The organism is Vibrio sp. S234-5 (assembly GCF_000960595.1).
Taxonomy (GTDB): domain Bacteria; phylum Pseudomonadota; class Gammaproteobacteria; order Enterobacterales; family Vibrionaceae; genus Vibrio.
Map to the genome: position 1 here is coordinate 1 of NZ_JZAM01000323.1, position 410 is coordinate 410.

Sequence of the window (410 nt, forward strand, 5' to 3'; positions counted from 1 at the left end):
AGCAAAGGTAACAAGCCACACGCGGTGGGGATGGTGATGAGAGTAATCGCTCTCAAACGGCTCGTCCCAGCCGTGACTAACGCCTGCTGCAACGGAACGCATTGGCGCTATTCCTGATTAAAGGGGGTGATCAGAACCAAGGAGACATTGATCACGATACCGGTCATGGCCATCATGCCAAACATGGACAAGATGCTGATGGGCATGCCCATCAGCATCTTGTCCATGTTTGGCATGATGGCCATGACCGGTATCGTGATCAATGTCTCCTTGGTTCTGATCACCCCCTTTAATCAGGAATAGCGCCAATGCGTTCCGTTGCAGCAGGCGTTAGTCACGGCTGGGACGAGCCGTTTGAGAGCGATTACTCTCATCACCATCCCCACCGCGTGTGGCTTGTTACCTTTGCT

2 pseudogenes are annotated in these 410 nt (G+C 53.2%); one reads left to right on the forward strand and one right to left on the reverse strand.

What is annotated here, in order from left to right:
• A pseudogene (locus UF06_RS28045) lies at positions 1–215 on the reverse strand (efflux RND transporter permease subunit); the annotation flags it as partial.
• Here UF06_RS28045 and UF06_RS25055 point away from each other — a divergent pair.
• Positions 196–410, forward strand: a pseudogene (locus UF06_RS25055) (efflux RND transporter permease subunit); the annotation flags it as partial. The pseudogenes UF06_RS28045 and UF06_RS25055 sit on opposite strands and share 20 nt — an antisense overlap.